Annotated in this window: 21 protein-coding genes; 10 read left to right on the forward strand and 11 right to left on the reverse strand. The window is 65.3% G+C overall.

Annotation, left to right across the window (positions count from 1 at the left end; translation table 11 throughout):
* Window positions 1-45 precede the first annotated feature (45 nt).
* The 3 genes from CI41S_RS01920 to CI41S_RS01930 are packed head-to-tail and all read right to left on the reverse strand — an operon-like array spanning window position 46 to window position 3,698.
* Window positions 46-726 carry a response regulator gene (locus tag CI41S_RS01920; protein WP_139857174.1) on the reverse strand — a complete coding sequence of 227 codons (681 nt, stop codon included), beginning with the start codon at window positions 724-726 and terminating at the stop codon, window positions 46-48.
* A 36-nt stretch (window positions 727-762) separates the two neighbouring features.
* Window positions 763-1,953, reverse strand: coding sequence for a c-type cytochrome (locus CI41S_RS01925; protein ID WP_347339242.1), 1,191 nt, complete (start codon window positions 1,951-1,953; stop codon window positions 763-765).
* Between the two features lie 29 nt (window positions 1,954-1,982).
* Window positions 1,983-3,698, reverse strand: a complete 1,716-nt coding sequence (locus CI41S_RS01930) for a PQQ-dependent dehydrogenase, methanol/ethanol family (protein ID WP_139857176.1) — start codon at window positions 3,696-3,698, stop codon at window positions 1,983-1,985.
* 411 nt (window positions 3,699-4,109) lie between these two features.
* Here CI41S_RS01930 and CI41S_RS01940 point away from each other — a divergent pair, with 411 nt between their 5' ends.
* The 4 genes from CI41S_RS01940 (at window position 4,110) to CI41S_RS01955 (ending at window position 9,167) form a co-directional block, all read left to right on the forward strand.
* Window positions 4,110-4,595, forward strand: a complete 486-nt coding sequence (locus CI41S_RS01940; protein ID WP_139857178.1) for a (2Fe-2S)-binding protein — start codon at window positions 4,110-4,112, stop codon at window positions 4,593-4,595.
* 84 nt (window positions 4,596-4,679) lie between these two features.
* On the forward strand, window positions 4,680-7,019 hold the full coding sequence (locus tag CI41S_RS01945; protein ID WP_139857179.1) for a xanthine dehydrogenase family protein molybdopterin-binding subunit: 2,340 nt from the start codon (window positions 4,680-4,682) through the stop codon (window positions 7,017-7,019).
* Window positions 7,020-7,031: 12 nt separating this feature from the next.
* On the forward strand, window positions 7,032-7,832 hold the full coding sequence (locus CI41S_RS01950; protein ID WP_139857180.1) for an FAD binding domain-containing protein: 801 nt from the start codon (window positions 7,032-7,034) through the stop codon (window positions 7,830-7,832).
* 222 nt (window positions 7,833-8,054) lie between these two features.
* Complete coding sequence (locus CI41S_RS01955) at window positions 8,055-9,167, forward strand: CaiB/BaiF CoA transferase family protein (protein WP_139857181.1); 1,113 nt, start codon at window positions 8,055-8,057, stop codon at window positions 9,165-9,167.
* A gap of 154 nt (window positions 9,168-9,321) precedes the next feature.
* Here CI41S_RS01955 and hppD read toward each other — a convergent pair whose 3' ends face one another.
* Window positions 9,322-10,440, reverse strand: coding sequence for a 4-hydroxyphenylpyruvate dioxygenase (hppD, locus tag CI41S_RS01960; RefSeq protein WP_139857182.1), 1,119 nt, complete (start codon window positions 10,438-10,440; stop codon window positions 9,322-9,324).
* Between the two features lie 123 nt (window positions 10,441-10,563).
* On the opposite strand from hppD, the gene CI41S_RS01965 reads away from it, so the two are divergent.
* The gene (locus tag CI41S_RS01965) at window positions 10,564-11,031 is read left to right on the forward strand and encodes an Lrp/AsnC family transcriptional regulator (RefSeq protein ID WP_139857183.1); all 468 of its coding nucleotides are present in this window, start codon (window positions 10,564-10,566) and stop codon (window positions 11,029-11,031) included.
* A gap of 266 nt (window positions 11,032-11,297) precedes the next feature.
* On the forward strand, window positions 11,298-11,609 hold the full coding sequence (locus CI41S_RS01970) for a DUF1272 domain-containing protein (RefSeq protein ID WP_139857184.1): 312 nt from the start codon (window positions 11,298-11,300) through the stop codon (window positions 11,607-11,609).
* 148 nt (window positions 11,610-11,757) lie between these two features.
* On the opposite strand, the gene fahA is transcribed toward CI41S_RS01970, so the two are convergent.
* The 5 genes from fahA to CI41S_RS01995 form a co-directional block, all read right to left on the reverse strand.
* A complete protein-coding gene (gene fahA, locus CI41S_RS01975) occupies window positions 11,758-13,029 on the reverse strand; it encodes a fumarylacetoacetase (protein WP_139857185.1) in 1,272 nt (423 codons plus the stop codon).
* Between the two features lie 211 nt (window positions 13,030-13,240).
* Window positions 13,241-14,587 (reverse strand): homogentisate 1,2-dioxygenase, encoded by a 1,347-nt coding sequence (hmgA, locus tag CI41S_RS01980; protein ID WP_139857186.1) that lies wholly within the window; start codon window positions 14,585-14,587, stop codon window positions 13,241-13,243.
* Window positions 14,588-14,589: 2 nt separating this feature from the next.
* Window positions 14,590-15,546 carry an MBL fold metallo-hydrolase gene (locus CI41S_RS01985; RefSeq protein WP_139857187.1) on the reverse strand — a complete coding sequence of 319 codons (957 nt, stop codon included), beginning with the start codon at window positions 15,544-15,546 and terminating at the stop codon, window positions 14,590-14,592.
* A gap of 223 nt (window positions 15,547-15,769) precedes the next feature.
* Window positions 15,770-15,997, reverse strand: coding sequence for a DUF2783 domain-containing protein (locus tag CI41S_RS01990; protein WP_139858532.1), 228 nt, complete (start codon window positions 15,995-15,997; stop codon window positions 15,770-15,772).
* Window positions 15,998-16,006: 9 nt separating this feature from the next.
* A complete protein-coding gene (locus CI41S_RS01995; protein WP_139857188.1) occupies window positions 16,007-17,635 on the reverse strand; it encodes an FAD-dependent oxidoreductase in 1,629 nt (542 codons plus the stop codon).
* 260 nt (window positions 17,636-17,895) lie between these two features.
* On the opposite strand from CI41S_RS01995, the gene CI41S_RS02000 reads away from it, so the two are divergent.
* Entirely contained in the window at window positions 17,896-18,345 is a 450-nt protein-coding gene (locus CI41S_RS02000; protein WP_172626629.1) for a MarR family winged helix-turn-helix transcriptional regulator, read from the forward strand.
* A gap of 300 nt (window positions 18,346-18,645) precedes the next feature.
* On the opposite strand, the gene CI41S_RS02005 is transcribed toward CI41S_RS02000, so the two are convergent.
* Entirely contained in the window at window positions 18,646-19,527 is an 882-nt protein-coding gene (locus tag CI41S_RS02005; protein ID WP_139857190.1) for an NAD(P)-dependent oxidoreductase, read from the reverse strand.
* 41 nt (window positions 19,528-19,568) lie between these two features.
* On the reverse strand, window positions 19,569-20,375 hold the full coding sequence (locus CI41S_RS02010; protein ID WP_139479895.1) for an N-acyl homoserine lactonase family protein: 807 nt from the start codon (window positions 20,373-20,375) through the stop codon (window positions 19,569-19,571).
* Between the two features lie 526 nt (window positions 20,376-20,901).
* Between CI41S_RS02010 and CI41S_RS02015 the strand changes: the two genes are divergently transcribed.
* The 3 genes from CI41S_RS02015 to CI41S_RS02025 all read left to right on the forward strand — a co-directional run bounded on the left by CI41S_RS02015 (window position 20,902) and on the right by CI41S_RS02025 (window position 24,437).
* The gene (locus tag CI41S_RS02015) at window positions 20,902-22,449 is read left to right on the forward strand and encodes a caspase family protein (RefSeq protein ID WP_139479896.1); all 1,548 of its coding nucleotides are present in this window, start codon (window positions 20,902-20,904) and stop codon (window positions 22,447-22,449) included.
* Window positions 22,450-22,595: 146 nt separating this feature from the next.
* Entirely contained in the window at window positions 22,596-23,249 is a 654-nt protein-coding gene (locus tag CI41S_RS02020; protein WP_139857191.1) for an OmpA family protein, read from the forward strand.
* A 270-nt stretch (window positions 23,250-23,519) separates the two neighbouring features.
* Window positions 23,520-24,437 carry an efflux RND transporter periplasmic adaptor subunit gene (locus CI41S_RS02025; RefSeq protein WP_139857192.1) on the forward strand — a complete coding sequence of 306 codons (918 nt, stop codon included), beginning with the start codon at window positions 23,520-23,522 and terminating at the stop codon, window positions 24,435-24,437.
* The last annotated feature ends 4 nt before the right edge of the window (window positions 24,438-24,441 follow it).

The following is a 24,441-nucleotide window of genomic DNA, read 5'->3' on the forward strand; positions in this document are numbered from 1 at the left end:
GCCCATGGTCAGCGCCTTCTGTGCGCGCCGCGCGGCGCCGCGCGCCTAAGGCCCCTTGTCCTGCTTCGCGCCCGCACAGGTCTCCGCGACCGGGAGCGTGATCTTGCCAAGCTCGATGATCGCCTTGTTGCGGCTGAACAGTTTTAACTTACGCAGGATCTCGGTGACGTGCGCCTTCACGGTGGATTCCGCAAGCTTGAGCTCCGCGGCGATCTCGCGGTTCTGCAGGCCGCGCACGATCAAATGCAGCACCCGGATCTGCTGCGGCGTCAGCTTCTGGATCCGCTCGCGCAGCGTTCGCGCCGTCTCGGACTGGTCCAGGGCGCCGGCCGCGACGAAATCCCGCGGTGCCGAGACCGAGCCGCTCAGCACCCGCGCGATCGCCTGCGAGAGCTCGCCGAGCGACGTCGACTTGGGCAGATAGCCGACCGCGCCCATTTCCAGCGCTTCGCGGATCGTGTGCTTGTCCTCTTCGCTCGACACGATGGCGATCGGCAGGCGCGGATAGCGATCCCTGATCTTCTGGAAGCCCGAGAAGCCGACGACATCGGGCAGCAACAGGTCGAGCAGCGCGAGGTCAATGCTCGGCTCGGCGGCGAGGATGCCGAGCGCGCCCTTGATCGAGGTGGCCTCATAGATGCGTGCATCGGGATGCGAGATGCGGATGGCGTTGCCAAGCGCCTCGCCGAACAGAGGGTGATCGTCGATGATCAGGAACCCCATCATCAGGACCCTCGCACAGCTGGTTGCCGACGGCCGCGGCTAGTTCGATCCACCCGTGTCCTGCACGGTCTGCAGATAGACATACACGTTTCGCAGCTCATCGTCGCTGAAGACGTCCTTCCAGGCCGGCATGCCCTTGGCCGGCCGGCCGTCGTGGACGGTCTTCCAATAGGTCGACTCCATGTCGTCGGCATAGCGCTTCTTCAGCAGCCTGAGGTCGATCTTGCGCTCGGCCTGCACGGCGTCCGGGCCATGGCAATGGGCGCAGGTACCGTTGAAGACCTCCCGCCCCGTCGTGGCATCCCCGGCGGTGGCCGCGGTCTGAACCGGCTTCTCGGCTGCGGCCGCCTGACCGACCGTGACGGGTTCCTTTGCTCCGACGGATGACGTCGTCGCCCGATCGGCCTCACCGAACTTCACCGGGGCGCCGTTCGGCACCCCGTATTTGGCAAACAGGGCGGAAATATCCGACTGAAGCGACGGCAGCACGGCATCGACTTCATCGCGCAACGCGCCGGACGCCTTGGCGAAGCCGATCGCCGTTGCCCAGAGCAGGCCGTCGCCTGCGGTCGACACGACCTGATACTTGTCGCCATAGGCGGTCTTGTTGAGCCAGCCGGCCACCGGCGCCCAGATGAAGGCCACGTCGACCCTGCCCTGTTCGAGCGCCGCCATGCCCTCGTCCGGGCTGAGCACGGTGACCTTCTGGATCTCATCGCGCGACGCCAGCAGGTTTTGCGGGGTCGACTGATACTGCACCGCAACGCGCAACCCCTTGAGGTCGTCGATGCCGGCGAGCTTGCGATCCCTGGCGCCGACCAGCGCATAGCCTTCATGGGCGATCGGCTTCGAGAAGATCACGGCCGGTCCCATGAAATCGTCGATCAGCGGCAGGCCGACCATGGCGTCGCACTGCTTGCTCAGCAGCGTCTCGCGGACGGTGCGCTTGCCGAAATACGACTTGTACCAATTGGTGCTCACCGTGCGGCCGAGCTTTTGCGCCACCGCCTGGCCGATCTCGAGATAAAGGCCGGGCTTGCCCGGATCGTCGCTCGAGAACGGCAGATTGGTCGGGTCGGCGCAGAGCCGCAGCGGCGGCTTTGTCTCGCCGGCGCCGGCCGCGAGGGCCGGCGCCATCAGCAGGGCGGAGAGCAGCACGGTCCGGATCGCATGTTCCAACCGCGTGTTGCGCGAGGGGGTGCGCAGTTCGTTTCGGACGATGCAGGACACGGACAATGCTGCCTCCTTTCGAGGATCGTTTACTGCAGGGCGAACACGAACAGCGAGCCGCCTTCGGGGGCCGCCGCAACCATCTTCTTGCCGATGTCGCCGAGGAAGGCCGGCAGCGCCGCGGTGCGTCCGACCACGATCGCGACATACTGCTTGCCGTCGACCGAATAGGTCACAGGACCTGCGCCGATGCCGCTGCCGAGGTTCTTGCTCCACAGCACCTTGCCGTTCTTGGCGTCGATGGCGCGGAAGTCGCCGTGCAGATTGCCAGAGAACACCAGGTTGCCGGCCGTCGTCAGCGTGCCGCCGTTGAAGGGCAGGTCTTCCTTGATGCCCCACACCTTCTTGTTGGCGACGGGATCCCAGGCCACGAGCTCGCCGAGGAAGCCGCCGGGGCCTTCCTTGGTAGGGAATTCGGCGCCGAGATAGAACACGCCGCGCTTGTAGTTCACGTCGCTGACCGACCAGTCCATGCAGACATTGTTGGTCGGGATATAAACGAGGCCGGTCTGCGGGTTGAACGACATCGGCTGCCAGTTCTTGCCGCCGATCAGGTTGGGGCAGATATCCTTGGCGGGATGACCGGGGCCCGGGCGCTTGTCGGGATCCTCTTCCGCCCGCATCGTGTTGATGTCCCACTTCTTGGCCCAGTTGGCGAACACGTACTTCTCGGCCGAGATCACCTTGCCGGTTTCGCGGTTGGCCACGAAGAAGAAGCCGTTGCGGTCCGCCTTCATCAGCACCGGCGTGTCGGCGCCCTTGATCTTCAGGTCGGCGAGCAGCAGCTCGTTGACGCCGTCATAGTCCCAGGCATCGGCCGGCGTGCCCTGGATGTGCCACTTGATGCTGCCGGTGTTGGGATCGATCGCCAGCGTCGACGCCGTGTAGAGGTTGGTCAGCTTGCCGAAATTGCCGTCGCCGGTGGAGCGCACCGCCGTATTCCAGGGTCCCGGATTGCTGGTGCCCCAATACACCGTGTCGGACTTGGCGTCGTAGGAGCCGACCAGCCAGGCGGCGCCGCCGCCGTGCAGTCCGGTGTCGCCCTTCCAGGTCTCGCTGCCGGGCTGGCCCGGCGCCGGCACCGTATAGGTCTGCCACAGCAGCTTGCCGTCCTTGACGGAAAATGCCTGCAGCGAACCGCGGACGCCGTACTCGCCGCCGCCGAAGCCGGTGATCACCTTGTCACGCACGATGAGCGGCGGCGAGGTGATGACCGAGCCCTGCTTGTAGTCGACCACCGTCGAGGTCCAGAGCTCCTTGCCGGTCTCGGCATCGAGCGCGGTCAGCTTGCCGTCGAGCCGGCCGACGAAGATCTTGCCGTCGGCAAAGGAGACGCCGCGGCTGTTGACGTCGCAGCAGGCATATTGCAGCACGTCGTCGGGAATATCCGGCTGCCAGGTCCATTTGCGCGCGCCGGTCGCGGCGTCGATCGCGTAGACATATTTCGGCCCCCAGGAGGTCGAGACGTAGAGCGTCTTGCCGATCACGACCGGGGACGACTCGTTGGACCGCAGCGAGGCCAGCGACAGCGAGTAGACGAGCTGGAGCTTGCCGGCGTTCTCGGAGGTGATCTGCTTCAGGGGGCTGAAGCGCGTATTGCCGTAGTCGTGGCCGGCGATCGCCCATCCGTTGGGATCGGACACCGCCTTGACGACGGAATCATTGGCCCTCGCGGCCCCGACACTCACCATCAGCATGGCAGCCAGCGACACGCCGGCAAAGAAAATCCCGCTCCTCAGCTTCATCTGTTTCCTCCAAACAAAATGGTTTCGTTGCCGCGATGCATGCATCGCGCGCGCGGCTCTTGACCCAATTCATGAACCAGCGATCTTCCGTCGCTGCGTCGGCGACGAAAATGACAGCAACGCTTTTGCGTCGTTATAGGCGGAAGGTAGTAGCGGCCGCGCCGGCGATTCCGGCGCGCGACAGCACGCCCGACCGAGCCGCGAGACCGCGCATGCGGACGCAATTTCGCCGCGCCGGACAGGCCTTGCGTCCGCTTGTAAATTGCCCATTCAATGGCTGCCTGCTAGGATCGCAGCCACTGCCCGGCTCGCCTTCATGACAAGGCCGCGACTACGACTTTGATCGCGATTACGTCGTAAAAGAAGCGTGCTGTACTGGGCCAATAATTGAGACTTCGGGAGGATAGACGCGTGTCTACAATCAAACTGACCGTCAACGGCAGGGCGGTCTCGGTCGACGTCGAGGACCGCACCCTGCTCGTGCATTTGCTGCGCGAAAACCTGAACCTGACCGGCACCCATATCGGCTGCGATACCAGCCAGTGCGGCGCCTGCGTCGTCCATGTCGACGGCCGCGCGGTCAAATCCTGCACCATGCTGGCCGGCCAGGCCGCCGGCTCCAATGTCACCACCATCGAAGGCCTCGCCAAGGGCGACGAGCTGCACCCAATGCAGGCCGCGTTCCGCGACAATCACGGCCTGCAGTGCGGCTATTGCACCCCCGGCATGATCATGTCCGCGGTCGATATCGTGCATCGTCATGGCGGCAAGCTCGACGAGGAGACCGTCCGCCACGAGCTCGAAGGTAACATCTGCCGCTGCACCGGCTACCACAACATCGTCAAGGCGGTGCTCGACGCCGCCAGTCGCATGAAGGTTGCGCAGGCCGCCGAATAGCCCACGCAACGCGAAACAAGCTCATGACCGCCAACTCGATGGAAGCGGCGGCAATCCGAAATCTCCGGTCGGGAGGACTAGACAATGGGTGTTGAAGGTATCGGCGCAAGCGTCGTGCGCAAGGAAGACCGACGCTTTATTACCGGACAGGGTCGTTACGTCGACGACATCAAGATGGTGGGCATGAGCTATGCTCACTTCATCCGCAGCCCGCATGCGCATGCCAAGGTCAAGGGCATCGATTCAGCCGAGGCGATGAAGATGCCCGGCGTGATCGCGGTGCTGACCGGGCAGCAGATCGTCGACGACAAGGTCGGCAACCTGATCTGCGGCTGGGCGATCACCTCGAAGGACGGCTCGCCGATGAAGATGGGCGCGTGGCCGGCGATGGCGCCGGAGACCGTGCGCTTCGTCGGACAGGCGGTCGCGGTCGTGATCGCCGAGACCAAGAACCAGGCCAAGGACGCCGCCGAGGCGGTCGTGGTCAATTATGAAGAGCTTCCCGCCGTGCCTGATATCAAGGCCGCGCTCAAGGCGGGCGCGCCGCAGCTGCATCCGGAGGCTCCCGGCAACGTCGTGTACGACTGGCATCTCGGCGACGAAGCCGCGGTGAAGGACGCCTTCAGCAAGGCCGCCAACGTCGTGACGCTGGAGCTGACCAACAACCGCCTGGTGCCGAACGCGATGGAGCCGCGTGCGGCGATCGCGCATTACGACCAGGCCGAGGAGCACTACACGCTCTACACGACCTCGCAGAACCCGCACGTCGCCCGCCTCGTGCTGTCGGCGTTCTACAACATCGCCCCCGAGCACAAGCTGCGCGTCATCGCTCCCGATGTCGGCGGCGGCTTCGGCTCCAAGATCTACATTTATCCGGAAGAGATGGTGGCGCTGTGGGCGTCGAAGAAGGTCAATCGCCCGGTGAAGTGGACCGGCGATCGTTCCGAAGCCTTCCTCACCGACGCGCATGGCCGCGACCATGTCTCGAAAGCCGAGATGGCGTTCGACAAGGACAACAAGATCGTCGGCCTCAGGGTGAAGACCCATGCCAATTTCGGCGCCTATATGTCGCTGTTCTCGTCGGCGGTGCCGACCTATCTCTACGCGACGCTGCTGTCGGGCCAGTACGTGATCCCGGCGATCTATGCCGAGGTGATGGGCGTCTACACCAACACCACGCCGGTCGACGCCTATCGCGGCGCCGGACGGCCCGAGGCGAGCTATCTGCTCGAGCGCATGATGGAGACCGCGGCGCGGCAGCTCAAGGTCGATCCGGCCGAGCTGCGCAAGAAGAACTTCATCACCACGTTCCCGTACCAAACGCCCGTGATCATGGCGTATGACATCGGCGACTTCCACGCCTCGATCGACGCCGCCATGAAGGCGATCGACTATGCCGGCTTCCCGGCCCGCAAGGCCAAAGCCAAAGGTGAAGGCAAGCTGCGCGGCATCGGCGTGTCCTGCTACATTGAGGCCTGCGGCATCGCGCCGTCGAAGGCGGTGGGTAGTCTCGGCGCCGGCGTCGGCCTGTGGGAATCCGCGGAGATCCGCGTCAACCCGGTCGGCACCATCGAGGTGCTCACCGGGTCGCACAGCCACGGCCAGGGCCACGAGACGACGTTCTGCCAGATCATTGCGGAGCGGCTCGGCGTGCCGGTCAGCCAGGTCTCGATCGTCCATGGCGACACCGACAAGGTGCAGTTCGGCATGGGCACCTACGGCTCGCGCTCGATCGCGGTCGGCGGCACGGCCATCGTGAAAGCGATGGAGAAGGTCGAGGCCAAGGCCAAGAAGATCGCGGCACACGCGCTCGAGGCCTCCGAGAGCGACATCGTGATCGAGAACGGCGAGTTCAAGGTCACCGGCACCGACAAGTCGATCGCGCTGCCGATGGTCGCGCTCGCGGCCTACACCGCGCACAACCTGCCCGACGGCATGGAGCCCGGGTTGAAGGAGACGGCGTTCTACGATCCGACCAACTTCACCTTCCCGGCCGGCGCCTATATCTGCGAGCTCGAGGTCGATCCCGGCACCGGCAAGACCTCCTTCGTCAACTTCGTCGCGGCCGACGATTTCGGCCGGCTGATCAACCCGATGATCGTCGAAGGCCAGGTCCATGGCGGCCTCGCCCAGGGCATCGGCCAGGCGCTGCTCGAAGGCGTGGTCTATGACGGCACCGGTCAGCTCGTGACCGCGTCGTTCATGGATTACACCATGCCGCGCGCCGACGATTTGCCGTCGTTCCAGCTCTCGCACACGCCGACGCTGTGTCCGGGCAATCCGCTCGGCGTCAAGGGCTGCGGCGAAGCCGGCGCGATCGGCGCTTCGGCGGCCGTGATCAACGCGATCACGGACGCGATCGGCAACAACAAACTGGAAATGCCGGCGACGCCCGATCGCGTCTGGCACGCCATTCACGGCTAAGGGGAGGATACGATGTACGAGACCACTTATCACCGCGCCTCCTCCGTCGACGATGCTGTGGCGCTGTTCGGCAAGGGCACGGAAGCCAAATTCCTCGCCGGCGGGCAGACCCTGCTGCCTGTCATGAAGCAGCGCCTCGCGGCGCCGTCCGACGTCATTGATCTCAGCAAGGTCAAGGAACTGATCGGTATAGAACCAACCGGCGACGGGATCGTGGTCAGGGCCGCGACCACCCATTACGATGTCGCCACCAGCAACGTTGTGCAAAAGGCGATCCCTGCGCTGGCCCATCTCGCCTCGCTGATCGGCGATCCGGCCGTGCGGCATCGCGGCACGATCGGCGGTTCGCTCGCCAACAACGATCCCGCAGCCGACTATCCGGCGGCAGTGTTGGCGTTGGGCGCGACCATCAAGACCAACAAGCGCACGATCGCGGCGGACGACTTCTTCAAGGGCCTGTTCGCGACGGCGCTCGAAGATGGCGAGATCATCACGGCGGTGTCGTTCCCGGTGCAGGCCAAAGCGGGCTATGCGAAATTCCCCAACCCGGCCTCGCGCTTCGCGCTCACCGGCGTGTTCGTCGCCAGGACGCCGGCGGGGGACGTCCGCGTCGCCGCGACCGGCGCCTCGCAGAGCGGCGTGATGCGGGTCGGCCCGATCGAGGCGGCGTTGAAGGCGAACTGGTCGGCGGGCGCCATCGACGGCGTGACGATTCCCTCCGCGGGATTGCTCGCCGATATCCACGGCTCGGCGGCCTATCGCGCCAACCTGATCAAGGTGATGGCGCAGCGCGCGGTGATCACCGCGGGCTGATAGCGCCTAGACACAAGTCGGAGACGGCGCGCAGCAATGCGCGCCGTTGGCATTTTACCGCCAAGGTCGGGCAAAAGCCGCTTGCCACACCGCGCATAAGGCGAGACAATTTAGCTAATCAGCTAATTAAAAATACCGTCCACGGACGGCCGGGAGAATCGATTCGCCACCGCGGCAGGCATCTCAGCCGCCTCACGCCCAACCACCAAACGGAACAACAACGTGCTCGACAAGCCCGCTTCCCAAACCGCCGTCCGCGCCTCCGGCCCGCTCACAGGCTTCCGCATCGTCGAATTCGCCGGCATCGGTCCCGGCCCGTTCGCCTGCATGCTGCTGGCCGACATGGGCGCCGAGGTGATCACGCTGGACCGCGTCGGCGCCGGCAAGAACCTCAAGGCGGTCGCCACCCGTGGCCGCAAGGTCATCGAGCTCGACCTGAAGAACAAGGCCGCGGTGTCCGAGGTGCTCGAGCTGCTTGGCCATGCCGACGCACTGATCGAGGGCTTTCGCCCCGGCGTGATGGAGCGCCTCGGCCTCGGCCCCGACGTCGTGCTCGCGCGCAATCCAAAGCTGGTCTACGGCCGCATGACCGGCTGGGGCCAGGACGGCCCGCTGGCGAACGCCGCCGGCCACGACATCAACTACATTTCGATCACCGGCGCGCTGGCCGCGATCGGCACCAAGGAGAAACCGGTGCCGCCGCTCAATCTGGTCGGCGATTTCGGCGGCGGCGCGCTCTATCTCGTGGTCGGCGTGCTCGCCGCGCTGCTGGAAGCGCAAAAGTCCGGCAAGGGCCAGGTGGTCGACACCGCGATGTGCGACGGCGCGGCCTCGCTGATGTCGATGTTCTACGACATGCGCGCGCAGGGCCGCTGGAAGGAGGGCCGCGACCAGAATTTCCTCGACGGCGGCGCGCATTTCTACGGCGTCTATGAATGCTCCTGCGGCAACTTCATCTCGATCGGCTCGATCGAGCCGCAGTTCTATGCGCTGCTGCGCCAGCACGCCGGCCTGTCCGACGCCGATTTCGACGCGCAGATGGACCGCAAGGCCTGGCCGGCGCTGAAGCAAAAGCTGGTCGAGGTGTTCAAGACCAAGTCGCGCGCCGACTGGTGCACGATTATGGAAGGCACCGACATCTGCTTCGCGCCGATCCTGACCATGGAGGAAGCGCCGAAGCACCCGCACATGGCCGCGCGCAACGTGTTCGTCGAGCGCCATGGCGTGACCCAGCCCGCCCCCGCGCCGCGCTTCTCGCGCACCCCGTCGGCGATCCGCGAGCCGGAGCTCGCGAGCATTGGCGATGTGACGGCGGCGTGGAAGACGGGAAAGTAATCCCTGCCGTCATTGCGAGGAGCGAAGCGACGAAGCAATCCATCGTCCCACAAGCGGAACTATGGATTGCTTCGCGGAGCCTGTCATCGGGCGCGCGTTCGCGCGACCCGTTGGCTCGCAATGACGCGATCAGGCCACGACCTGTTTCCTCAGATCACGCCGCGTGATCCACCTTCAGCACGCCGCGGCGGATCTGGTCTTCCTCGATCGATTCGAACAGCGCCTTGAAGTTGCCTTCGCCGAATCCGTCGTCGCCCTTGCGCTGGATGAATTCGAAGAAGATCGGCCCGATCGCGTTGGCCGAGAAGATCTGCAGCAGCACCTTGGTCTGGCCGCCGTCGACCACGCCCTCGCCGTCGATCAGGATGCCGTTGGTCTGCAGCCGCGCGACGTCCTCGCCGTGCCTGGGCAGGCGGGCATCGATCCGCTCGAAATAGGTGTCCGGCGGTGACGGCATGAAGGGCAGGCCGGCCTCGCGCAGCGTCTCCACCGTCGAATGGATGTCGCGCGCGCCGCAGGCGATGTGCTGGATGCCCTCGCCGCGGTAGGTGTTGAGATATTCCTCGATCTGCCCGGAATCACCGGCGTCCTCGTTGATCGGAATCCGGATCTTGCCGTCCGGGCTGGTCAGCGCGCGCGAGAACAGGCCCGACGCGCGGCCCTCGATGTCGAAGAAGCGGATCTGGCGGAAGTTGAACAGTTTTGCGTAGAAGCCGGTCCATACATCCATGCGGCCGCGATGGACGTTGTGGGTGAGGTGATCGATGTAATAGAGGCCGGTGCCCGCGGGGCGAGGATCCACCGCACCGAGCCATTCGAACTCGGCATCATAGGCCGAGCCCTTGGCGCCGTAGCGGTCGACGAAGTAGAGCAGGCTGCCGCCGATGCCCTTGATGGCGGGGACATCCAGCGCCTTCTGCGCGGACGACGCATCCGCCGGCTCGGCGCCGAGCGCAATCGCGCGCTCATAGGCGCGCTTGGCGTCGACCACGCGGAACGCCATCGACGGCGCACAGGGGCCGTGCGCGGCGACGAAGTCGAAGCCGTGGGTGCCCACCTCCTCGTTGACGAGATAATTGATGTCGCCCTGGCGATAGACCGTGATCGCCTTGCTCTTGTGACGGGCGACCGGCGCAAAGCCCATCAGCTTGAACAGCGTGTGCAGCTCTTGCGGGTTGGGATGGGCATATTCGACGAACTCAAAGCCGTCGGTGCCCATCGGGTTGTCGGCGCTGATCTCGGCCGGCGGCGCATCGTGCGGAAACGGACCCATGGCGGCATCTCCCTGATTTGTCTGGGGATGAGTTTCCGCCGTTTTTCGCGCAAAGTGCGTGCAAAATGACCCGTGATTAGCTATATCGATGCACGATATACGCACAGAACTGGCTGTTTCCGCATGATCGAAGTCGACGCCTTCGACCTCAAAATGCTTGCCGCCCTGCAGGACGACGGCCGGCTGACCAACCAGCAACTGGCCGACCTCGTCGGCCTGTCGGCCTCGCAGTGCTCGCGGCGGCGGATGCGGCTGGAGGAGGAAAAGGTCATCGCCGGCTACCACGCCGATCTCGCCGGCGAAGCGCTCGGCTTCGGCCTGATCGCCTTCATCCACATCACGCTGGCGACCCACTCGCCGGACAACTCGAAAAGATTTCGCGAACTGGTCAACCGCGTCGACGATATCCAGGAGGCCTATGCGCTGACCGGCGATGCCGACTACGTCCTCAAGGTGATGCTGCGCGACCTGAAAAGCCTGTCTGACATCATCAACAACGTGCTGATGCCGCACCAGAGCGTCGCCCATGTGCGCTCCTCGATCGTGCTCGACCGGCTGAAGGAGAGCTCAAAGCTGCCGCTGAAGGCGTGACGTGGCGCAAATCGAGGGAAATGCGACATTCGCTTTTGCAGCATGATTTGAGATGATCGCACGAACTGGTTCGATGCTGCGTCATCGGCGGTGGGCTCCCTCTCCCCTTGTGGGAGAGGGTTGGGGTGAGGGGTTCTCTCCGCGGGGCGCACTGCTTGGATGGACCGCTACCCCTCACCCGGATCGCATCTAGCGATGCGATCCGACCTCTCCCACAAGGGGAGAGGTGCACCGGAGTGCGCGGCATCTAAAGAAGAGAGACGACCATGGCGCTGCAGCTGCGACCGAACTGCGAATATTGCGACAAGGACCTGCCACCGAGCGCGACGGACGCGCGGATCTGCTCGTATGAATGCACGTTCTGCGCGGACTGCGCCGAGCAAAAGCTCGGCAATGTCTGCCCGAACTGCGGCGGCGGTTTCGCGCCGCGCCCGATCCGCCCCGCCAAGGCGTGGCGGCCGGGCGTCTGTACGGTGAACCAGCCGCCGTCCGACAAGCGGGTGCATCTGAAGTACAGCATTGAAGACTGCGCGGCGCATTCGGCGCGACTGCGGGATATCAGGCCGGAAGAGCGGTAAGGCCAGCACGCTCTCAGGCTCCTTCCCCCTGAAAGGGGGAAGGTGGGATGGGGGTCTCGCCACGAGCGCCGGCATTCGTTGAGAGAGCAGATCCCCACCCGGTTTGCTGCGCAAACCGCCCCCCCTTTTCAAGGGGAGGTGAAGCAAATCACTCGGCCGCGACGATCGTGCCCTCGACCTCGCCGAACCCGACGCGATAGCCGTCGCCCTGGCACCAGCCGCGCATCACCAGTGAATCGCCGTCTTCCAGGAACGAGCGCGTCACGCCGCTCGCAAGCTCCACCGGCTCGGTGCCGTTCCAGCTGATCTCGAGCAGGCTGCCGCGCTGATGTTTCTCCGGCCCGGAGATCGTGCCGGACCCGAGCAGGTCGCCGACATTCATCGCGCAGCCGCTGGAGGCGTGATGCACGAGCTGCTGCACCGACGACCAGTACATGTATTTGAAATTGGTGCTGCAGATCGTCTTCGCCTCGTTCATCGCACCGGCGCGCAGCGCGACGTCGAGCTGCATGTCGTAATTGTTCGCACCCGCCTGCTTCAGATAAGCGAGCGGCTGCGGCTGTTGCGCCGGGCCCTGCAGGCGGAACGGCTCCAGCGCCTCGCGCGTCACCACCCACGGGCTGATCGAGGTCGCAAACGCCTTGGCCTGGAACGGGCCGAGCGGCACGTATTCCCACTGCTGGATGTCGCGCGCGCTCCAGTCGTTGAGGATGACGAAGCCGAAGATCATCTCCTCGGCCTGCTTCTCGGTCAGCATCTCGCCCATCGGCGATGCCTGCCCGACCACGACACCCATTTCGAGCTCGAAATCGAGCCGCTTGCAGGCGCCGAAGCTCGGCACCTCTGCGGTCGGCGGCTTGAGCTGGCCGCGCGGCCGCCGCACTTTCGTGCCCGACACCACGACCGTCGAAGCGCGGCCGTTATAGCCGATCGGCATGTGCAGCCAGTTCGGCTGCAGCGCGTTGTCCTTGCCGCGGAACATGACGCCGACATTGGTGGCGTGCTCCTTCGACGAATAGAAATCGGTGTAGCCCGAGACCGCAAACGGCATATAGAGCTTCACATCGGCCATCGGCACCAGCGCCCGCGCCCGCAGCTCCCTGTGGTCGCGCAACTCCGGATGATCGGAGCGCAACAGCTCGCTGATCCGCGCCCGGGTTTTCGACCACACTTTCGGCCCCAGCGCCATGAAGGCGTTGAGCGACGGCATCGAGAACACGCCGAGCGGCCCGACATCGAGCCGGGAGTCCTGCTCGAGCTCCCAGAGGTCGAGCACGTAATCGCCGATCGCAACCCCGATCCGCGGCGGCAGACCGTCCTTCGAGGAGAACACGCCATAGGGCAGGTTCTGGATCGAAAAGTCCGAGGTCGGCGCGACGTCGATGAAGGAGCGGAGGGATGGGTCGTTGGGGTGGGGCATAGGATTTCCCGATCTGCAATCAGATGCGACGGCTGATGTTCTTCACCCTCCCCTGGAGGGGGAGGGTCGGTTCGCATGGAGCGAAGCGAAATGCGAAGCGGGGTGGGGTGATCTCTCCACTCGGGCACCGCCTCAAAGGAGAGACTGTCACCCCACCCCGCCGCTCATTTCATTCGCGTCGACCCTCCCCCTCCAGGGGAGGGTGAAGTCCTTACCGCTTGTTCGGATCGAACTTCTTCTCGAGTCCCTTCCAGCAGTCCGAGTAGTCGTCCTGCAGCCTCGACGAGGTCGCGGCGTGCTGGGTCACGCGCTGCGGGAAGCGGGTCTCGAACATGAAGGCCATGGTGCCGGTCAATTTCACCGGCTTCAGCTCGCTGTTGGAGGCATGCTCGAACGCCTCGCGGTCGGGGCCGTGCGGCAGCATGCAATTGTGCAAGCTGATGCCGCCGGGGACAAAGCCCTGCGGCTTGGCGTCGTAGACGCCGTAGATCAGCCCCATGAACTCGCTCATGATGTTCATGTGGTACCACGGCGGACGGAAGGTGTTGTCGGCCACCATCCAGCGCTCCGGGAAGATCACGAAGTCGATATTCGCGGTGCCCGCGGTCTCCGACGGCGAGGTCAGCACCGTGAAGATCGAGGGGTCGGGATGATCGAAAGCGATCGCGCCGACCGGCGAGAAGGTGCGCAAATCGTATTTGTAAGGCGCGTAATTGCCGTGCCAGGCGACCACATCGATCGGCGAATGGGCGAGCTGCGTCTTGAACAGCGAGCCGCCCCATTTCACGTAGAGCTCGGTCGGCGTGTCCTTGTCCTCGTAGCTGGCTACCGGCGTCAGGAAGTCGCGCGAATTGGCGAGGCAGTTGGCGCCGATCGGGCCGCGCTCCGGCAGCGTGAACGCGCCGCCGTAGTTTTCGCAGAGATAGCCGCGCGCCGGACCTGATGGAATCTCGACGCGGAATTTGACGCCGCGCGGGATCACGACGATCTCGCCCGGCTCGGCATCGATACGGCCGAACTCGGTGACAAGCCGCAGATTGCCCTGCTGCAGCACGAACATCATCTCGCCGTCGGCATTGTAGAAGTGCTGGTCCACCATCGATTTGGTGATCAGGTAGACGTGCGCTGCCATGCCGGCCTGGGTGTTGGCGTCGCCCGCCGTGGTCATGGTCTGCACGCCCTGCAGGAAGGTCATGTCTTGCTTCGGGATCGGCGCCGGATCCCAGCGCAGTTGCGCGATCGGCATGTCGTACTCATAGCACGGCGCGGTGCGCCACAGCCCGGCATCTGCCTTGGCGAAGCGGCCGGAGTGCCGCACCGACGGGCGGATGCGGTAAAGCCAGGAGCGCTCATTGGTGCCGCGCGGCGCGGTGAACGGCGAGCCGGACAATTGCTCGGCATAGAGCCCGTAGGCGCAACGCTGCGGCGAGTTGCGCCCCATCGGCAGCGCGCCGGGCAGCGCCTCGGTCTCAAAACTGTTGCCGAAGCCGGACATGTAGCCCGGCGTCACCTGCGCGGTGCTGCGCACGATCTGATCAGGCGAGGCGTTGATGTTCATGACTATCCTCCTCCTTGCAGGGCGGCCCACATTTCCTGGTCGCGCTTGTCGGTCCAGATCACGGGGTCATCGATCCCGGACGCCTCGTCATAGGCGCGCGAGACGTTGAACGGCAGGCAGTGCTCGTAGATCGCGAAGCTGGAAAATTTCGGGTCCATCACCTCGCGCGTCGCCGCCATCGATTCCTTCAAGGTGCGGCCCTTGGCGACCGAGGACTCGGCGGCGCCATACAGCGTGGTGACGAAGTCGCGGGTCATCGCGATCGCATCGCGCCCGGTGCCAAGGCCCTTCAGCGCGTCGCCGCGGCCCGGCGCAATCGCCTTCGGATTGAAGGCGCGGATCTCGTTCAAGGTCATCGGCCATTCGCGCAAATGCGCATCGCCGCAATAGCAGGCCGAGTGGTATTCAATGAGATCGCCCGAGAACATCACCTCGGCGTCCGGCACCCAGGCGACGATGTCGCCCGAGGTGTGGCCGGCCCCTAACTGCATCAGCCGCACCTCGCGCTTGCCGAGATAGATCGACATCTCGCCCTCGAAGGTCAGCGTCGGCCAGGTCAGGCCGGGAATGCTGGCGGCATCCTGGAACAGGCGCGGGAAGCGGCCGTATTCCGAATCCCAGTCCTGCTGGCCGCGCTCCTGGATCAGGCGATAGGTCTCCTGCGAGGCGACGATGCCCTGCGCCTGATAGGCGGAGGCACCGAGCACGCGGACGGCATGGTAATGCGACAGCACGACATACTTGATCGGCTTGTCGGTGACGGTCTTGACCCGCTCGATCACCTTGTTCGCCATCGCCGGCGTCGCCTGCGCGTCGAACACCAGGCAGCCGTCGTCGCCGACGATGACGGCGGTGTTGGGATCGCCCTCGGCGGTGAAGGCGTAGAGATCGGTGCCGATCTCGGAGAAGGTGACCTTCTTCTCGCCGAGATCCGTGGTCGAAGCAAAACCTTTGGCCATCAGTTCAATCCTGTTCGTTCAAGAGCGCACCCCCTCTCCCCGTTCTTACGGGGAGAGGGTTGGGGTGAGGGGCTGTCTCCGCGTAGACGGTGACAGATGTGTCTGCGGCGACTCCCCCTCACCCGGAACGCATCTGGCGATGCGTTCCGACCTCTCCCCGCAGGCGGGGCGAGGTGAAGGGAGGACTGCCGCACGATTTGATTCATCCAAGCTCGGTCCGTGACTATTGTTGTTGCTGTTGCTGCTGCTGGCTCGCGTCGGGCATCCGGCGCTTCGCCAGCGCAATCGCCTCGCGCAGCACGTCGATGTCGCCGATATGGTTGGCGAGCACCAGAACCAGCGCGGCGTCGAGATCGGCGCTTTGCGCATCCGTCAAGCCGCGATGTGCCTCGACGATGGCGCGGAACGCGTCGTCGGGCTTTGCAAAGTTCGAACTGGTCGACAGCGCCATCGCCAAACCTCAATTCAGCCCGGATGCGCGCGCCAGCGCCGCATCGATGGCCGGCCGCGCAGCATTACGGAAGCGCGCCGCGACGTAGCCGTCCGGCCGCAGCAGATAGGCGGTGCCGGGCTCGGCGTCGTAACGCTTGCCGGCAAAACCCTGCGCATCGACCAGGCCGCCCGCGCCGCCGACCCGGATGCTGCCGACGCCCTCGGGGAGATCAACAGCCGCGCCATTGGAAAACTCCAGCAGCGTGAAGCGCGTTCCCTGCCGGATGAAGGCGTCGGTCAGATAGGTGGAACCGCCGCCCTGCTCGATCATCGGCGCATCCGGCATCGAGGCGCCCGGCCGCGGGCCGCCGCGCCATTCGTCACGATCCCCGCTCGACAGGGGCGTGTCATAGACCGACGGCACCGACAGACGGCCGCCATTGACCATGCGCTTGCCGAACTCGGTGTCCTTGGCGAGCGACAGCACCGCCTCGCGCAGCCGTGCCTCCTGCCGCGTCACCGGCGCCATGAAGTCGGTCGAACGCGTCGATTCGCGGATGTTCTCATCGGCCGCGGCACTGCGCTCGATGTGGTAGCTCTCCAAAAACGCTTCCGGCGAATGTCCGCGCAGCACGCGATCGAGCTTCCACGCCAGATTCTCGGCGTCCTCGAGCCCAGAATTGGCGCCGCGCGCGCCGAACGGCGAGACCTGGTGCGCGGAATCGCCGGCGAAGATCACCCTTCCGTGGATGAACTTGGCCATCCGCCGGCACTGGAACTTGTAGAGCGAGATCCATTCGAACTCGAACTTGTCGTGGCCGAGCATGCGCTCGATCCGCGGCCGCACATTCTCCGGCCGTTTCTCGGCGACCGGATCGGCATCCGGATTGAGCTGCAGGTCGATGCGCCAGATGTCGTCCGGCTGCTTGTGCAGCAGCGCCGAGCGTCCGGCATGGAACGGCGGATCGAACCAGAACCAGCGCTCGGTCGGGAACGCGGCGGTCATCTTGACGTCGGCGATCAGGAACTGGTCCTCGAACACCTGGCCCGCGAAGTCAGCGCCGACCATCTGGCGCAGCGACGAGCGGGCGCCGTCGCAGGCGACGACGAAGCTGGCATGCACCTGGTAGGCGCCGTCGGGGGTTGCGATGGTCAGCGCGACGCCGTCATTGCGGCTCTCCAGCGCGGTCACCTTGTTGCGCCAGCGCAGGTCGATCTCGGGCAATTGCTCGACCCGATCGACCAGGTAAGCCTCCGCGTAAAACTGCTGCAGGTTGATGAAGGCAGGCCGCTTGTGGCCCTCCTCGGGCAGCAGGTTGAATTGATAGAGCTGCGAGGCGCCGTGAAAGATCTTGCCGACGCTCCACACCACGCCCTTGTCGACCATGCGGTCGCCGACGCCGAGGCGATCCCAGAACTCCAGCGAGCGCTTTGAGAAGCAGATCGCGCGCGAGCCTTCGCCGATCCGGTCGGCGTCGTCGAGCAGCACCACGCGCTGGCCGCGCTGCGCGAGATCGATCGCGAGCGACAAGCCGACCGGCCCGGCGCCGACCACCACGACTGGGTGCTCCGCCATATTGGCGCCCGTGCGGTCCTGATCGGGATGGCGGCGATAGCCGAACTGGGTTCTGGCCTGTGCCGTCCTGGCGTCTGCCATGCGCGTAACCCTGGATGTTCCCTGTGGCGCCGGCGACCGGTCTCGTGTGACAGGCTTGCGACCGGACCGCGACCTTGCTAAATTAGTCTCACTTGCAACTATCTTAAACTCCCAGTCGGGCTCGCCGTCAACTCAAATTGGAGAGATTCTTGGCAAGGACCACTGCTGGCCAGCCTCCGCTGCGGCCGCGCGCCGCGGTCGAGGCGGACCCGCGCGACGATGTCGCGACGGGGAAAAAGCGCCTCGATCTCTTTCACTTCATGCCGTTCCGGCTGAACCGGCTGGCGGCCGAGGTCTCCTCGGCGCTGTCGAGCGAGTATCAGGCGCGCTACGGCCTCGACATTCCGGAATGGCGCGTGCTCGCTACGCTCGGCTTTCGCAGCGATCCCTGCAGCGCGCAGTACATCGCGCACTGCACCCGCACCCATAAATCCACCATCAGCCGCGCCGTCTCGGCGCTGATGGAGCGCGAGATCGTCGAGCGCGTCGAGAACGAGGACGACCGCCGCGAATTCCGCCTGCGGCTGACCAAAAAGGGCCAGGCGCTGTACGAGGAACTGATCCCGCGCCTGTTGCGCAAGGAGCAGGAGATATTGTCCTGCTTGTCGGCGCAGGAACGCCGCGATCTCGCGCGCCTGCTCGGCAAGGTCGAGCAGAGCCTCGAGCTGGTGCAGACCAGCGAGGAAGCCGACGCGAAGGAGGCGTATTAGGCGCAGCCCTTCCTATGCAATCCGTCATCCTGAGGTGCGAGCTCTTGCGAGCCTCGAAGGATGAATCGGCCCCGCTGGTGGCCGTGGTGGCCGTCGACCCTTCGAGGGCCGCTGAAGAAGCGGCCACCTCAGGGTGACGGGGATGGAGTTGTGTGCGCTGCGCTGCTTCCTCCACCGTCATTGCGAGCCAACGGGTCGCGCGAACGCGCGCCCGATGACAGGCTCCGCGAAGCAATCCATGCATCCGCGGGACGATGGATTGCTTCGTCGCTTCGCTCCTCGCGATGACGGCGGAGAGAATCACGCCCTGTCGATATGCTTCGCGATCACCGGGAAGTAATTGTCCTTCGATCCCTTGTCGATCGCCTCCTGCAGCACCGTCCCGATCAGCTCGGCGCCGCGGATCTTGAGGCCGGCATCCGCGGCGAGCTCCAGCGCGTAGGACAGATCCTTCAGCGCATATTCGGTCGAGAATGCGCGCTCCGGAAATACGCCCGGCACGATCGCCTTCAGGCCGTGGTTGCGCAGCGCGAAGCTGTCGGCCGAGCCCTTCGACAGCGTCTCAAGCAGCAGCTTCGGATCGACGCCATTGTGCTTCGCCACCGCAACCGCTTCCGCCAGCGCGTTCACGGTCTCGAACAGCACCATGTTGTTGAGAATCTTCGTCACCTGCCCGGCGCCGACATCGCCGCAATGGGTGACGTCGGTGGCGAAGCAGCGGATCAGCGGCTCGATCGCGGCATAGAGCGCCGGCGCCGCGCCGACCATCACGCTGAGCGTGCCGTCCTGCGCCGCTTGCCGCGTGCGCGCGATCGGCGCGTCGGCCCAGGCCGCGCCCTTGGCCTGCAATTGCGCGGCGAAGTCGCGGGTCTGGCTGACCGAGGATGTGCCGAGATCGACCACGACCTGGCCGCTCCTGATGTTGCGCAGGACGCCGTCGGCTTCGAACACGGCGCGGACGTGCTTGGCGCTGGGCAGGCACAGGAACAAGAGATCGCTTTGCCTGACGACGTCGGCGACCGACGCCGCCACCTCGGCGCCGTCACTACGCAGGCGCTGCAGCGGTTCGGCCGCGAGGTCGAATGCGATCACGCGCCTGCTGCTCTTCTTGACGAGGTTGCGGCAGATCGGCTCGCCCATCACGCCGAGCCCGATGAAGCCGAGAGTGTTGTAGTCGGTCATATCAACTCTTCTTCTTGACGTTTCTTGACGGATCGGCGCCGCTATTTCGCAAACGAGCGCGACGGCGCCAGGTGCAGCGCGAACGCATCGACCTTGTCGCTGGCGCGCGGATAGATCTCGCTGACGATCGGATCGTGGCCGGGGATGAAGCGGTCCGGATGGCCGGCGAGCCGCTCGACGGTCTCCCAGCCCTGCGCCATGTCGCCGACATTGTAGACGATCGGAAACGGGCTGCGCTTGTGCAGGTTCGCGTAATAATGCGCGGCGTCGGAGGCCAGCACGACCGGGCCGCGCGCGGTCTCGACCCGCACCACCTGCAGGCCGTCGGAGTGGCCGCCGACCCGATGCACGGTGACGCCGGGCGCGACCTCGCCATCGCCGGAATGGAAGGTGACGCGCTCGCCGTAGACATGGCGCACCATCTGGGTGACGTGCTCGACCGAAAATGGATGGCGCAGCATGCCGTTACACATGCAGCGGCCGGTCGCGTAGCTCATCTCGCGTTCCTGCAGATGGAAGCGTGCATTCGGGAAGCGGTCGAGATTGCCGGCATGGTCATAGTGCAGGTGGGTGACGATGACGTCGCGGATCGCGTCGGCACTGACGCCGAAGCCGGCCAGCGCATCGACCGGGTTGAGCGTCAGCTTGCGGGCGCGCGCCTTGGCCTCCTCGGCGTTGAAGCCGGTGTCGACCAAAATGTCGCGGCCGTGGCCGCGGACCAGCCAGACGAAATAATCCAGGTCCTGTGCCGTGGTGTCGTGCGGATCGGGCACCAGGAAATTGAGGTGCGGCGTGCGCGGCGACATCGTCGCATAGCGCAGGGCGTAGATCTCGTAGGCGTTTCCCATTGGTTTTGCTCTTTTTTGCAGGGGCTTTTGAATGGCTTGCCGTCCTGCACACAAAGCCATCGCCGCGCCCAAAGGTCAAACCATGGGGACCTGTGACGCACGCATGACAGGGCAGGCTGTCGCATATGGCTAGCGGCCGCGCCCGATGGCTCGTCATGCCCGGGCCTTGGGCGAGAGGCGCTCGCACGGTTTCGGAATAATGGAAGAATACCGGTGAGTTGCCCGACGTGTCAAGTCGCCGTGTGAACGCCGGCAGCCGCGGGCTACTTTGCATGGGGTTGTTTTTCGGCATTTTAAAGCGGTCACATGATCGGCCTGCCGGAAGGTGCATCATGACGGGCGCCACGCGCGCAACTGTTGCACCGCTGCCTCGCGCCAGTCGTTGCAATTTGCAGTGGTGCCACAGGCCGTTGACGCGGTTTTGCGGCGGTTTGATAATGGGTTTTCGCTAGAGTAAGGTCGCCGCGGCGCAAGCTGATACCGGCGCCATTTCATTTGGAATGCCGCGATCTGGATTGCCGCGATCATGAAAATCTGCCTCGCATTGCTCGCCACGCTGATTTTTTCGATCGCGTCGCCCGCGCCCTCCTTCGCGACCGGCGAGCGTTTCGCGCTGGTGATCGGCAACGCCAAATATCCGGACGCCGATGCGCCGCTGAAGGAGCCGATCAACGACGCGCGCGATGTCGCCGACGAGCTGAAGCGCGATGGCTTCGCCGTCGAGGTCGGCGAGAACCTGACCGGCGACGGCATGCGCCGCGCCTTCGACCGGCTCTACAGCAAGATCAAGCCGGGCTCGGTCGCGCTGATCTTTTTCTCCGGCTACGGCATCCAGTCGAACCGGCAGAGCTACATGATCCCGGTCGACGCCCAGATCTGGGCCGAGGCCGATGTTCGCCGCGACGGCTTCAGCCTCGAGACCGCGCTTGGCGAGATCAACAGCCGCGGCGCCGGGGTCAAGATCGCCCTGGTCGACGCCTCCAGGCGTAACCCGTTCGAGCGCCGGTTCCGCAGCTTCTCGGCCGGCCTCGCCCCGGTCATCGCGCCGAACGGTACGCTGGTGATGTACTCGGCCGCGCTGTCGTCGGTGGTCTCGGACAATGGCAGCGATCACAGCCTGTTCGTTCGGGAACTCCTGAAGGAAATCCGCACCCCCGATTTGATGGCCGAGGAGACGCTGAACCGCACCCGGGTCGGCGTCACGCGGGCCTCGCGCCAGGAGCAGGTGCCGTGGATCTCATCGTCGCTGGCCGAGGATTTCTCCTTCATCCCCGCCGGCGCGGCAAAGCCGCCGGGCACGGCTCCCGCGCCGGCCGCATCGCCCTCGCCCGAGGTGGCGGCGGCACCGCCGGTTTCGCCTCCGCCGGCGCCGCCTCCGGCAACCACACCGCCGCCGGCGGCCGCGCCGACCCCGCCGCCGGTTGCGGCAGCGCCCGCAACGACGCCACCCGCTACGCCAGCGCCCGCCTCGCCGCCGCCGAAGCCGCCCGAGGTCGTCCTGCCGCCACCCGCGGCTCCCCCGCCGGTGGTGATCCAGCCGACACCAACGCCGGCGCCGAGCAATTCACCCGTGCTGGCCGACGATCCGACCATCAAGAGCCTGAACGAGAAACTGGACAAGAACCCTGACGATGCGGCTGCGCTGTATCGCCGCGGCCAGGTCTTTGCCAGCAAGGGCGCCTACGATCTCGCGGTCAAGGACTTCACCAATTCGCTGCGGCTGAACCCGAAGGATGTCGAGGCCTATAACAACCGCTGCTGGGTCCGCACCGTGATCGGCGACCTGCAGGCGGCGCTGAAGGACTGCAACGAGGCGCTGCGGCTGCGCCCGAACTTCGTCGACGCGCTCGACAGCCGCGGGCTGATGAACCTGAAGAGCGGGCAGAACAAGAACGCCATCGCCGATTTCGACGCCGCGCTGAAGATCAACCCGCGGCTGACGTCCTCGCTATACGGACGCGGCCTCGCCAAGAAGCGCAACGGCTCGGTCGCGGAAGGCGATCTCGACATTGCCAACGCCAAGGCGATGGACCCGAACATCGTCAAGGAGTTCGCCGATTACGGCGTCCAGTGACGGGGATTGCAGCCTGCCCGCGTCGGCCTCGAACCACGGGCGGAATCCGGCGACTAAGCAGCAGAGGGTGCTTGCCGGAGCCCATAGCCGGCCATCGATTTCAGCGTGATTTGGAACCGCGCCGACCGCGCGCAGAAGGGGCCGACATGTTCAAGCCGTCCGGAAAAGCCGCCATCCTTTCGATCGTGACCATCGGCGCCGCGCTGTCGCTTGGCATGGCGGCGGCCCGCGCCGGCGACAACGTCACCGAGGATCAGATCCTCAGGGCACTGACGCCCGAGAAGAAGCCGCCACTGACCCGCGGCCTCTCCGTCGGCCCGCAGACCTCGCCCGGACTGAACGCCGACCAGGCCAAATTCGTGCAGAGCGTCCGCGGCCGCGCCACCCGCTCGCTGTCCTCGGCCGAACGCGAGGAGATCGCGACCATCGTCAAGGACAAGCCGAAGATCGATCTCGAGATCAACTTCGACTACAACTCCGCCGATATCAGCGCGAAATCGCTGCCCTCGGTGCAGGCGCTCGGCCGCGCCCTGACCAACCCCGATTTGCAGGGCTCGACCTTCGTGGTCGCCGGCCACACCGATGCCGCCGGCGGCGAGGAATACAATCAGGGTCTTTCCGAGCGCCGCGCCGACGCCATCAAGCGCTATCTGGTCGACAAATACGGCATCAACGGCACCGATCTCGTCACCGTCGGCTATGGCAAGAGCAAGCTGAAGGACCCGGCCCAGCCGCTGGCGGAGGTCAACCGCCGCGTGCAGGTCGTGAACATGGAAAACAAGGCCACCGCCGCCAAATGATGGCAAGCGATGGGCCATGGCATGCCGCGTTTTTGAGGTTACAATGCGTCCCGCACCCCGGCGGGGCGCATTTGCTTTTGGGCCGAGCCCGGAGGCAATTCCTGGTGACCCGCCGCACATGACGACAGAGCATGATCCGGAACAATGGCACCCGGCGTCCACATGCTCAAAGCAACAAGGTGGCGAGCGGGATGAGCCTTCGACGGGCGCTCATGGCGCGCCACGGTTCGGGATTAGCGTTCTGGATTCAAGTTCTGGATTGATGTGGCGATGAATTTCTCCCAGTACCTCAAGCCCGCGCTTGGAACCGTCGTCTTTGTCGCCGTCGCGGTCGCCTATTACGCGTTCGAGCACCGCTCCCATCCGGAAGAGAAGGACACGCCGGGCCAGGCGCTGGTCGTGGTGACGAAGTCGACCAATGCCTGCTTCTCCGACATGGTCCGCGTCACCGGCTTCATCGTGCCGCGGCGCGAGGCGCAGGTGAACGTCGACCAGGAAGGCTCCAAGGTTACCGACGTGCTGGTCCGCGAGGGCGACACCGTCACCGAGAACCAGGAACTGGCGCGGCTCACGCCGCCGCCGCAGCAGGCCGCCCAGGGTAACGCCAAGCCGATTTCGCTGCGCGCGCCGGCGGCCGGCCTCGTCACCGAGGTGCGCACCGCAGCCGGCGCGCCGGCCTCCCCGCAGGCGCCCCCGATGTTCAAGATCTCGATCGGCAACGAGATCGAGCTCGACGCCGAGGTGCCGGGCTTCCAGCTTTTAAAACTCAATCCCGGCGCCACGGTGCGGATCAGCCGCGATGATGCACCCGACATGGTCGGCAAGGTACGCCAGATCTCGCCGCAGATCGACCGCACCACGCAGCTCGGCCACGTCCGCATCTCGCTGAACAACAATCCGACGCTCAAGGTCGGGATGTTCGCGCGCGCCAATATCGACGCCAAGCGCTCCTGCGGCGTCGCGGTGCCGCGCACCGCGATCGACCGCCTGACCCTGCAGGTCGTGAAGGGCAACACGGTCGAGACCCGCCGTGTCCGCGTCGGGCTGACCTCGGACACCTCGACCGAAATCCTGGAAGGCCTCGACGTCGGCGAAATCGTCGTGGCCGACGCTGGCACCTCGCTGCATGACGGCGACCAGATCAGGACCATGTTCGCCGACGAACTCGATCGCACTCGGTCACGGTAATCGG

This window comes from Bradyrhizobium ivorense, assembly GCF_900696085.1.
GTDB classification, from domain to species: domain Bacteria; phylum Pseudomonadota; class Alphaproteobacteria; order Rhizobiales; family Xanthobacteraceae; genus Bradyrhizobium; species Bradyrhizobium ivorense.